10 protein-coding genes are annotated in these 11,103 nt (G+C 38.8%); 5 read left to right on the top strand and 5 right to left on the bottom strand.

The window, feature by feature from the left end:
- Positions 1-4: 4 nt before the first annotated feature.
- Positions 5-904, bottom strand: a complete 900-nt coding sequence (gene miaA / locus PN471_RS02865) for a tRNA (adenosine(37)-N6)-dimethylallyltransferase MiaA (protein WP_271775582.1) — start codon at positions 902-904, stop codon at positions 5-7.
- Between the two features lie 203 nt (positions 905-1,107).
- Here miaA and gyrB point away from each other — a divergent pair, with 203 nt between their 5' ends.
- Together gyrB and rpoD are read left to right on the top strand one after the other, a co-directional pair.
- Positions 1,108-4,350 carry a DNA topoisomerase (ATP-hydrolyzing) subunit B gene (gene gyrB / locus PN471_RS02870; RefSeq protein WP_271775583.1) on the top strand — a complete coding sequence of 1,081 codons (3,243 nt, stop codon included), beginning with the start codon at positions 1,108-1,110 and terminating at the stop codon, positions 4,348-4,350.
- A 1,138-nt stretch (positions 4,351-5,488) separates the two neighbouring features.
- Positions 5,489-6,661, top strand: a complete 1,173-nt coding sequence (gene rpoD / locus PN471_RS02875) for an RNA polymerase sigma factor RpoD (protein WP_193891721.1) — start codon at positions 5,489-5,491, stop codon at positions 6,659-6,661.
- 53 nt (positions 6,662-6,714) lie between these two features.
- Here rpoD and PN471_RS02880 read toward each other — a convergent pair whose 3' ends face one another.
- The 4 genes from PN471_RS02880 to PN471_RS02895 all read right to left on the bottom strand — a co-directional run bounded on the left by PN471_RS02880 (position 6,715) and on the right by PN471_RS02895 (position 9,820).
- Positions 6,715-6,948, bottom strand: a complete 234-nt coding sequence (locus tag PN471_RS02880) for a hypothetical protein (RefSeq protein WP_027401182.1) — start codon at positions 6,946-6,948, stop codon at positions 6,715-6,717.
- A 103-nt stretch (positions 6,949-7,051) separates the two neighbouring features.
- Entirely contained in the window at positions 7,052-7,717 is a 666-nt protein-coding gene (locus PN471_RS02885; protein ID WP_271775584.1) for a hypothetical protein, read from the bottom strand.
- A 269-nt stretch (positions 7,718-7,986) separates the two neighbouring features.
- Positions 7,987-8,811 (bottom strand): ATP-dependent sacrificial sulfur transferase LarE, encoded by an 825-nt coding sequence (gene larE / locus PN471_RS02890; protein ID WP_271775585.1) that lies wholly within the window; start codon positions 8,809-8,811, stop codon positions 7,987-7,989.
- A 40-nt stretch (positions 8,812-8,851) separates the two neighbouring features.
- Positions 8,852-9,820 (bottom strand): pentapeptide repeat-containing protein, encoded by a 969-nt coding sequence (locus PN471_RS02895; protein ID WP_271775586.1) that lies wholly within the window; start codon positions 9,818-9,820, stop codon positions 8,852-8,854.
- Between the two features lie 112 nt (positions 9,821-9,932).
- Here PN471_RS02895 and PN471_RS02900 point away from each other — a divergent pair, with 112 nt between their 5' ends.
- From PN471_RS02900 to PN471_RS02910, 3 genes are all read left to right on the top strand, one after another.
- On the top strand, positions 9,933-10,349 hold the full coding sequence (locus tag PN471_RS02900; protein WP_271775587.1) for an element excision factor XisH family protein: 417 nt from the start codon (positions 9,933-9,935) through the stop codon (positions 10,347-10,349).
- On the top strand, positions 10,337-10,672 hold the full coding sequence (locus PN471_RS02905; RefSeq protein WP_271775588.1) for a XisI protein: 336 nt from the start codon (positions 10,337-10,339) through the stop codon (positions 10,670-10,672). The genes PN471_RS02900 and PN471_RS02905 overlap by 13 nt, the downstream gene beginning before the upstream one ends.
- A 76-nt stretch (positions 10,673-10,748) precedes the next feature.
- Positions 10,749-10,964 carry a type II toxin-antitoxin system HicB family antitoxin gene (locus PN471_RS02910; RefSeq protein ID WP_271775589.1) on the top strand — a complete coding sequence of 72 codons (216 nt, stop codon included), beginning with the start codon at positions 10,749-10,751 and terminating at the stop codon, positions 10,962-10,964.
- The last annotated feature ends 139 nt before the right edge of the window (positions 10,965-11,103 follow it).

The raw sequence follows: 11,103 nt of genomic DNA on the forward strand, positions 1-11,103 counted from the left end.
GCAGCTAACAAATAACGAATTTGTGATTAATTCGTTGCCAAACACTTTCTAATAAATCAGGATTATTCATGTTAACATATTCGAGATTAGGAGATTGTCTAAACCAAGTTCGTTGACGTTTGGCGAATTGTCTGGTATGTAAAACAATTAATTCTTTAGCTTCATCTAAAGAAAGTTCATCGGCTAAATATTGCTTAATTTCTTCATATCCCAAAGTATTTAATAAAGGTAAAGCAGCACCATATTTTTGACAAAGATATTCAACTTCAGCGACTAAACCATCGGCTATCATTTGCTCAGTTCGCTGGCGAATTCTTACATCTAAATGTTCTGCATCAGAATCTAAACAAATTTGCAAAATTGGATAATCTGGGGGATTTTCTCCTTGTTGTTCAGAAATCGGCATACCAGTTGTATAATAAACCTCTAAAGCCCTTAAAGTTCGCACTAAATCGTTAGCATGAATTTTTTGAGCAGCAATCGGATCAACTTGTTGTAACATGGGGTAAAGTTGGATTTGCCCCAGAGATGCTAACTGCGATCGCAAATCTGGTTGTGGTGAAACCCTGGGAATCTTCATTCCTTGAACAATGGAACGAATATATAAACCAGTTCCACCCACTAACAACAGTGTTTCAACCCCCAAGCTAGTAATCAAAGCTCGTGCTTGTTCCTGATAATCTGCTAATGTCATTATTTCAGTTGGTTGACAGATATCTATTAAATAATGGGGAACTGATTTTTGTTCAACCACATTTGGTTTAGCCGTACCAATATCAAACTCACGATATACTTGCCGAGAATCAGCACCAAGAATTACAGAATTTAACCTTTGTGCCAAACTTAAAGCCAAACTAGATTTACCCGTCGCTGTCGCTCCACAAATTACAATTAATTTAGTCATTGGTCATTAGTTATTAGTCATTGGGAAGAAGAACTGGGAACAGGTAATTGTCTCTTGAATTCCCGTTAGGGTTATAACCACTATACAAACTTCTCATAAAATTGCGCTACAGACGGCAGGAAGGCTTTTGTGTTATAATGGCGGTGTGATTTGACTTTTTTCGCCTTTTGGCGATATTAACCCCAAGTATCAGGAGAATTTTCATGACGAGCAGTTACAGCGCCGATCAGATTCAAGTTCTGGAAGGTCTGGAAGCCGTCCGCAAACGACCAGGGATGTACATTGGTACTACAGGTCCGCGAGGACTCCACCATTTAGTTTACGAGGTAGTGGACAACTCTGTTGATGAAGCTTTGGCGGGTCACTGTACCCATGTTGAAGTGGATATCAATGCTGATGGTTCTGTCACCGTAACAGATGATGGTCGGGGTATTCCTACCGATATTCACCCAAAAACCGGAAAATCAGCTTTAGAAACCGTGTTAACTGTTCTCCATGCTGGTGGTAAATTTGGCGGTGGTGGCTATAAAGTTTCTGGTGGTTTACACGGAGTGGGAATTTCGGTTGTGAACGCCCTTTCTGAGTTTGTAGAGGTTACAGTTTGGCGCGATCGCAAGGTACATAAGCAGCGATATGAACGGAGTTTCCCAGTTACGGAATTGGTAGCAACGCCTTACAAAGAAGATAGAACTGGTACTTCTATTACCTTCAAGCCAGATACACAAATTTTTACCACCAGCATAGAATTCGATTACATTACTTTATCAGGACGATTGCGCGAGTTAGCGTATTTAAATGCAGGTGTAAGAATTACCTTTACAGATCATCGTTTAGAAATCCTTAAAAGCGAAACACCGAGAATAGAAACTTACGAATACAAGGGTGGTATTAAGGAATATATCGCCTACATGAACCGTGAGAAGCAACCTATCCATGAAGAAATTATCTATGTCCAAGGGGAACGTAATAACGTCCAGGTAGAAGTTTCTTTGCAGTGGTGTACTGACGCTTATACAGATAATGTTCTCGGTTTTGCTAATAATATTCGGACTATTGATGGTGGTACGCACTTAGAAGGATTAAAGGCAGTTTTAACTCGAACATTAAACGCAACTGCCCGGAAACGCAATAAGATTAAAGAGAATGAATCTAACCTCAGTGGTGAACACGTCCGCGAAGGTTTAACTGCTGTAATTTCCGTGAAAGTCCCTGATCCTGAATTTGAAGGACAAACTAAAACTAAACTGGGAAATACAGAAGTTCGCGGTATCGTTGATTCTTTTGTCGGTGAAGTTCTGACTGAGTATCTGGACTTTCATCCGGCGATCGCTGATGCTATTTTAGATAAAGCCATCGAAGCATTTAAAGCTGCTGAAGCTGCTCGTCATGCGCGGGAATTGGTACGACGGAAATCAGTATTAGAATCTTCACCTCTACCTGGTAAATTAGCAGATTGTAGCTCTCGTGATCCTGCTGAATCGGAAATATACATCGTGGAAGGGGATTCCGCGGGAGGCTGTTTTCATGGTGATACATTAGTAGCATTAGTTGATGGGCGATCGCTCAGTTTTAAAGAAATCGTCGCCGAACAAGCACAGGGAAAAGAGCATTTTTGCTACACTATTCGTAATGATGGCACTATTGGGGTAGAACGGATTATTAACCCCCGCATGACTAAAGCCAATGCTGAAGTCATTAAGGTGACATTGGATAATGGCGAAACAATTGTTTGCACACCGGATCATCGCTTCATGTTACGCGATGGCAGCTACAAGCAAGCCGCATTATTAACCCCTAATGATTCCCTCATGCCTCTATATCGGCAAATATCTGATATCAGCAATCCAAGGATTACCATTGATGGTTATGAAATGGTTTGGAATCCCCGTTCTGATTCTTGGTTGTTTACCCATACCTTAGCGGATTGGTATAACCGTTATTTAGGTGTTTATCAGCTAACAGATGGAGAACACTGCCATCATCTTGATTTCAACAAACGTAATAACAATCCTACCAATTTACAGCGTTTATCTGCTCAAGCACATTTAACTTTACACCGCGCTCACGTTGAAAAAACATTACATCGTCAAGATGCAATTGAAAAGAGCCGGAAAACTCGTCAAAGTGAAGAATTTCGTGCCAAGATGAGCCAAAGGATGCAGCAGCCAGAAACGCGGCAGATTTTGTCAGAACAAGCTAAGGAACAATGGCAAAATGAAGCTTATCAAAGCTATATGCTGGGCAAATGGCGCGAGTTTTATGACAATAACGAAACCTATCGTCAAGAAAACCATGAACGCCTCAATCAAGCACAGCAAGACTATTGGAGTGATGAAGCCAACCGTTTAGCCCAATCTCAAAGAGTTAGCACCTATTTTGCGAATAATCCCCAAGCCCGTGCAAATCAATCACTGTTGGCTAAGGAACAATGGGAAAATGAAGCTTTATTAGCATGGCGGCGAGAAAAAACTCAACAGCAATGGACACCTGAATTTCGCGCCCAACGTCATGCTACTTTGCAGCAAACCTACTATCGCAAAACTATTACTGTCCTCAAGCAGATTGAAATTGAGCAAGGTAAGCTGGATTTAGAAGCTTATAACATCTACCGTCAACAGACAAAAGATAAGTCTTTATTACGGTTTGATAGTTTCTGTCAACGTTACTTTGATGGTAATCCAGCGTTAGCTTGTGAAGCTGTTGCTAATTACAATCACCGCATTGTCAGTATTGAACGTCTAGCAGAACAGGTAGATGTTTACGATATCGAAGTTCCACAAACACATAACTTCGCTTTAGCCAGTGGTGTATTTGTTCACAATAGCGCCAAACAAGGACGCGATCGCCGCACCCAGGCAATTCTCCCTTTGCGTGGTAAAATCCTCAACATCGAAAAAACCGACGATGCCAAAATCTATAAAAATAACGAAATTCAAGCCTTAATTACAGCGCTCGGTTTAGGTGTTAAAGGTGAAGAATTCAACCCCGCACAATTACGATATCATCACGTAGTGTTAATGACTGATGCTGACGTGGATGGGGCGCACATTCGCACATTGTTGTTAACCTTCTTCTATCGTTATCAAAGAGCATTAATTGAACAGGGTTTCATTTATATTGCTTGTCCTCCCTTGTACAAAGTCGAACGGGGTAAAAATTACCAGTATTGTTATAGCGAACGGGAATTGCAACAACATCTAGGTACTCTTCCCAGTAATGCTAACTATACCATTCAACGTTTTAAAGGACTGGGAGAAATGATGCCAGAACAACTCTGGACAACCACCATGAATCCAGAAACCCGTACTCTCAAACGAGTGGAAATTGAAGACGCAGCCGAAGCTGATCGGATTTTTACCATTCTGATGGGCGATCGCGTCGCACCCCGCCGGGAATTCATTGAAACCTATGGTTCTAAACTGAATATGACAGATTTAGATATCTAGGTCATGGGTGATTGGTAATAGGTGATTGGTAATTCATCCTCCATCCCTTTTCTCTTAGCTGTTCCCTGTTACCTGTTCCCATAACTTTTTCTCGAAAAATCATAAATTTTCTCCACAAAGGGGGAAAGCATTTGCTATGCTTATAAAGCGCAACTAGATATTATCTACAAAGCCAAGCTTAATAAGTATACACAAAACTTTTCATAACCAGATGACAGCCACCTTCTTCAAATCCGAAGTATTCATAATTACAATTGGCATACGTTGATTTACTCAAATACACCATTGGGCAACTTTAGCAACAATATTATTTATCACCCGATTAAAATATCGTTGTCTACCATAGGAACAGTTTGTCAAGTTGCACAGGGTAGAAAACTCAACTCTGCGCTAATGTGTGAATAAGGCTAAATCAAGAGAAATCTGAATTTGTCTCTTACCTCGCTAAAAATATGCCATAACTTTAACTCCTTAGTTCAAGTTTTTGGGATAGCATATACAGGAGTTAGTGCCTGGAAACAAACACCAATCACTAGCTAATAGTGAATATGTCCAATTAGTTCCACCAGAACTAATATCTGTAAACAAATATCCGCCTTCGGATCAAGTTCAAGCAGAACATAAATACTATTTGTTCAGTTAGGAACAATTTGTATAAGTTTTATAAAGCAGCAAGTGTGCCTACCTTTTAATTTAATGAGAATGCCACTGGCCAACCAAAAAGTTTTCGACAAGATTTAATGGTATTACCACCATTTTTAATGTCTTTTTGATAAAGGTGGCTTAATCTTAGTAAAGAAGTTCATAAATAATGCACGAAAAGAGTGTAATTTTTGTGAAATAGGCTACAATCTACACTTGTATCCGCATCAGGAAACTTTTGGAAAAAGACGGGTCTAGGTTTATAGATTCGGTTAATCAAAAGTGATATGTGACAATTAAAAAAGCAGGCGATTCGCTGTCAAAGTGATATTTGCCAGTTTTACGAAACAATCCTGTATCAAACAGGAAAAAAATCACCGAAAATATCTGGGGTTAATCAGCCAAACCCCCATTTTTGGTTTACAGATTACTAAATGCCAAAAGTAATCAAAATGTCTTGGGTAACTGATTCTGCAAGGAGCATGAGGAACGCGGCATGAACCAGGCTAACAACGTACTCGATAATATTTATCAGCCTGACCTAGAAATGATAAATCCGCCTGAGATCGAATTACAAGCACTCTTAATAGAAGAAGAGGACTTATTGCTGACTGATGACGGCGAAATTGATGATTTTTTAGAGCCTCAGTCTGATGAGGACGACGCAAAGTCTGGAAAAGCCGCTAAATCGCGTCGTCGGACACAGACCGCCAAGAAAAAGCACTATACAGAAGATTCAATTCGTCTGTACCTGCAAGAAATTGGACGGATTCGTTTGTTACGCGCAGACGAAGAAATTGAACTAGCGCGGAAAATCGCTGAGTTACTGGAATTAGAACGAGCGAGGGAAAGGCTTTGTGAACGCCTAGAACGCGATCCTAGAGACAGCGAATGGGCGGCGGAAGTATCATTGCCATTACCAACCTTTCGTTATCGTCTGCACATAGGACGGAGAGCGAAAGACAAGATGGTACAGTCGAACTTGAGACTTGTAGTTTCCATTGCCAAAAAATACATGAATCGGGGCTTGTCCTTCCAAGACTTGATTCAAGAGGGTAGTTTGGGTTTGATTCGTGCGGCTGAAAAGTTTGATCACGAAAAAGGCTATAAGTTTTCTACCTACGCTACATGGTGGATACGTCAAGCAATTACAAGAGCGATCGCTGATCAGTCCCGCACTATCCGTTTACCGGTTCATCTCTACGAAACCATTTCGCGGATTAAGAAAACTACCAAACTCCTATCTCAAGAAATGGGGCGCAAACCCACAGAAGAAGAAATTGCCACTCGCATGGAAATGACCATCGAGAAACTGCGGTTTATTGCCAAATCTGCCCAGTTACCAATTTCCTTAGAAACACCTATCGGTAAAGAAGAAGATTCTCGTTTAGGTGATTTCATTGAATCTGATGGGGAAACTCCAGAAGATCAAGTTTCTAAGAACTTGCTGCGGGAAGACCTAGAAAAAGTCCTCGATAGTCTCAGTCCTCGGGAAAGAGACGTTCTCCGACTTCGTTATGGCTTAGATGATGGGCGCATGAAAACTCTGGAAGAAATCGGTCAGATTTTCAACGTTACCCGCGAACGCATTCGCCAAATCGAAGCTAAAGCACTCCGCAAATTACGCCATCCCAATCGGAATAGCGTATTGAAAGAGTATATTCGTTAATTGTTAGGGGTGGGTTGCAATCATTAATCTCTTAAACCCGCCCCCAGCATTAATTACATCTTGCCTTTCTGCATAACTTCTTGGAGATGATGGCGGATTTCGTGAGCTTGTTCAATTTCTGATTGCCGTAATTTCTGGAACAGTTCTACACAAGGTTGAGAATTAGCTTCTTTGGCATCTTTGATATAATTTTCATAAGCTTGAACTGCTACGGCTTTAGTATGCAGAACGCTGATAAAATCATACTCTAAGTTGCTAATGGGTTCTTGAGTTTTAGTTTTAGTCATGTTTCTACTCAGTTAGTTATTTAATTAATTTATACTTATTCCCCTAGAGTTGTTCATCTGTCCAAGAGTAGAGACCTTTGCTCAAAGCTTGCTTTTTGTGCTTTTAAATTTTAGTAATTTGAGGATCTAAAACAATGCTGGTACCAGTTATATCTACATGATAAGTCCAGGATTGATTTTTGACCCTAACAATTACTTCCCAACCTTTAATGGGATCAAATATTTGAGCGCAGACTTCACCAAAATTAAACACACAGGAATTGCTAAAAGTTTTCTGGGTTGCTTGGGTAATTTTCAGAGAACTTATTGCTAAACCAGAACGTTTAGAGGCATCACTCAAAACCCCATTAGAAATTTTTCTCGGTAATTGATTATTGCTAATTTTCGGATCTAAAAGAATTTGTGAACCGGATTTATTGACATGATAAATCCAAGGTTGTTTTTGCACTTGCACAATGACAATCCAACCCGGAATAGGATTATATTCCTTTGTACAAACTTCTCTAAATTGAAAAATACACGGATTACTAAAGTTAGTAGATGTAATTTGAGTAATTTGCAAATTAGGAATCTTCAACCCAGAAACTCTAGAAGCATCCCTTAGCACTGCTTGAGAAATAGATTGAGGTAACTTATTTGTGCTTAACTGTAACCCTTGGGGATTTTTAGCATTTGCAGATGTACTATTTTCGGTTACACTACAAGCAAGCAAGCTAGTAATCATGAAAATAAAGACAAAGACTTGGGAAAAATAGCGATTACGGTACATTTGTAAGAATACCTTAATTGAGAATTGTTGGTTTATTTAGGGTTTGCTGAATAAAGCTAAAACCATTTATTAATAAGGCTTTCGCGGATTTTTATCACAAAAAAGTGCCAGGTTTTGGCTGATGGTGTCTCAAAATAGGTGCATTTTTCTTTGTCGGATTTGGAAAATTGAGGATATCCAGATCGTTGACACTGTTCCCAGTTAAGAGTTCCCTGTTCCCTGCCTTCACAGGCAACTTATTCAGCAAACCCTATTTATACCTTGTTGTACTAGTTTGTAACAGCAATTTGCGGTAAGACCTGATTTAATTTACCACTACGATAACCTTCTAAATCTAAGGTGACATAGATAAATCCCCAGTTTTGAAATGCGGATACTAGGGTTGGTAAATCTGTAGTTGAGACAAAATCTTTAATTTTATCTGGTGATAATTCAATTCTGGCTGTATCACCTTCGGAACGGACTCGTAAATTCTGCCATCCCAGGTTTCGCAAATAAATTTCGGCTCTACCGACTCGCTGTAATTTGGCGATGGTAATTTCTTCACCGTAGGGAAAGCGCGAACTTAAACAGGGTTGAGCGGGTTTATCCCACCAAGATAAACCTAGTTGTTGGGAAATTTGCCGGACTTCGGCTTTAGTCACCCCAATTTCGGCTAAAGGCGATCGCGCACCTCTTTCTTTTGCAGCTTGAATTCCGGGACGATAATCATGTAAATCGTCTGCATTTACACCATCTACTACATAGGGATAACCCAACTCTAAAGCCAAGGGTTTGAGGGTGTCGTGTAGTTCGCTTTTGCAAAAATAACAACGGTTGACTGGATTAGATGTGTAATTGGGATTGTCCATTTCCTGGGTTTGGACAATTTTATGAGCTATTCCAATGGTTGCGGCTTGAATTTTCGCGTCTTCTAATTCTTCTGGTAATAGAGAAGGGGAAACCGCAGTTACAGCCAAAGCGCGATCGCCTAAAACATCATAAGCGATCTTAGCCACCAATGTACTGTCAACTCCCCCCGAATAGGCTATTAAAGCCTGATCCATTTCTCTAAATAACTCTTTCAACTGCTCTAGTTTTTCTGTCCAACTCATCTTCCTAAAACCCCATAACGCCTAACCACTTCTATTTTAATCATTGATTATTGACTTCATCATTTTCAAAAATTTTACTTACAATTAAATTTTTACTTTCTATAATTTTTTTGTATAAAAGAGAAAATTTTCCAGGTTCAAAATTACCATTGGTTGGTCGTCTTTCTGTTTCATCTACATCTAGATAAATATAGCCACAAATTACACCATTCAATTCTGTTTTATGGTTAATGTTCCAATCTTTTATACAAGCACCTGTTAGATTAGCCTGACTAAATTTAGTAGCTATTACTTGTGAAAAGCTTAAATTTGCATTATTCAGATTAGCATGACTAAGATTAGCTCCACTCAGAACAGTGTCACTAAGATTAGCATGACTGAGATTAGCATGACTGAGGTTGACCCCACAGAAAAAAGCATGACTGAGGTTAGCCCCACTTAGATTAGCCCCACGGAAAGTAGTTTCATTAAAAACACAATCATAAAATTCGGCATCATGCAAATCACTATCACTAAAATCTACCCAGAGACTAGCTTTAATGAGATTAGCTCCACTTAGATTAGCCCTACTAAGGTTAGTATTAAAAAATTCAACTTGACTGAGATTGGCTCCACTTAGATTAGCCCCACTAAAGTTAGTCTCACTAAAATTAAGATGACTGAGATCAACCCCATTGAGATTAGCCCCACTCAGGTTGGTATTATCAAAATCAGTATGAGTGAGATTAGCCCCATTTAGATTAGCCCTACTTAGATCAGCGTGACTGAGATGAGCATAACTGAGGTTGGCTTTACTGAGATCAGCACCATTAAAATTAGTCTCAATTAGAACAGCATCATAGAGATCAGTCTCACTAAAGTTAGCCTCACTAAAGTTAGCAAAACATAAATTAGCCTGCAAGAAAGAAAAATTACTGAAGTCAGGTATTATATTTGGATTTTCATCCCTCCAATTATTCCAAGCTTCTAAACCTTTCTCTAAAATTTCCAAGTGTTCCGAATTTGCCATAATTAATTTTTTATATCTAAACTTTGCGTAATTTACCATCCTCACGATTGGTAAGTTGGTTTTAATCTATGGTTATAATACCAGCATTACTGTAAAAATAGACCTATGATAAATGTCCAGAAAAGACATCTTCCATGATTTAGCCAAAGATGCCCTCACTCAAGACGGCTGGAATATCTCTCATGATCCTCTATACTTAAGTATCGGCAATTTGAATATTCAGATTGACTTATGGGCTGAATGTTTGATTGGTGCTGAGAAAGATCACCAAAAAATCGCCGTTGAAGTAAAAAGCTTCCTCAGAGCTTCAAAAATTACAGATTTCTATGGTGCTTTGGGACAATATCTATCTTACAAAATTGCCTTAGAGGAAAACGAACCAGAACGCATATTATATCTAGCAGTTCCCGATTCAACATATCAGTCATTATTTGGAGAAGTTCTCATCCAAAAAGTCCTACAAAACTATCCTGTTAAACTAATTGTCTATGATGAAGTAACAGAGGTAATAAAATTATGGATAGACTAAATTTCTATCGCCAATGTTTGCGAGAATTTCTCACCCAATACGCAAAATATGGCTCAAAAGATCAAAATATGGAAACCCAATTGATCTTTGATACAGAAAATGATCATTATCTATTATTGCGGACTGGTTGGGATAAAAAACGCCGTGTTCATTCCTGTATTTTTCATTTTGATATCAAAGATGGAAAAATCTGGGTTCAGGAAAATAATACAGATATTGATGTTGGTGAAGAACTAGAAGAAATGGGAATTTCTAAACAAGAAATTGTCATTGGTTTTCATTATCCTGCATTGAGACAACATTCACAATATGCGGTTTCTTAATTTGAAATTAAGCATTTAAAATATCTGACAATAAGCAGTATAATAATATAAAGATATTCAGGAGTTTACATATTCCATGCCAACTATTAAACAAAGATTTACTGTAATTATTGAAAAAGAAGACAATGGGTATGTTTCCCTTTGTCCAGAATTAGATATTGCTAGTCAAGGAGATAGCATTGAGGAAGCAAAAGATAATTTAAAAGAAGCAATTGAATTATTTTTAGAATTTGGTTCACCTTCAGAAATAAAAAATCGTCTCAAAAGCGAAATTTTTATTATGTATCATTAGAGGTTGTTTGAAAAGTTTTAGGTTGTGATTTTAGGTACTTACAGATCCCCCTAACCCCCCTTGTTAAGGGGGGAAATAGAGTCAAAGTCCCCCTTGTTAAGGGGGATTTAGGGGGATCTGAAAAAATTTGATACACCAT

This window comes from Aphanizomenon sp. CS-733/32 (genome assembly GCF_028330045.1).
Classification (GTDB): domain Bacteria; phylum Cyanobacteriota; class Cyanobacteriia; order Cyanobacteriales; family Nostocaceae; genus Dolichospermum; species Dolichospermum gracile.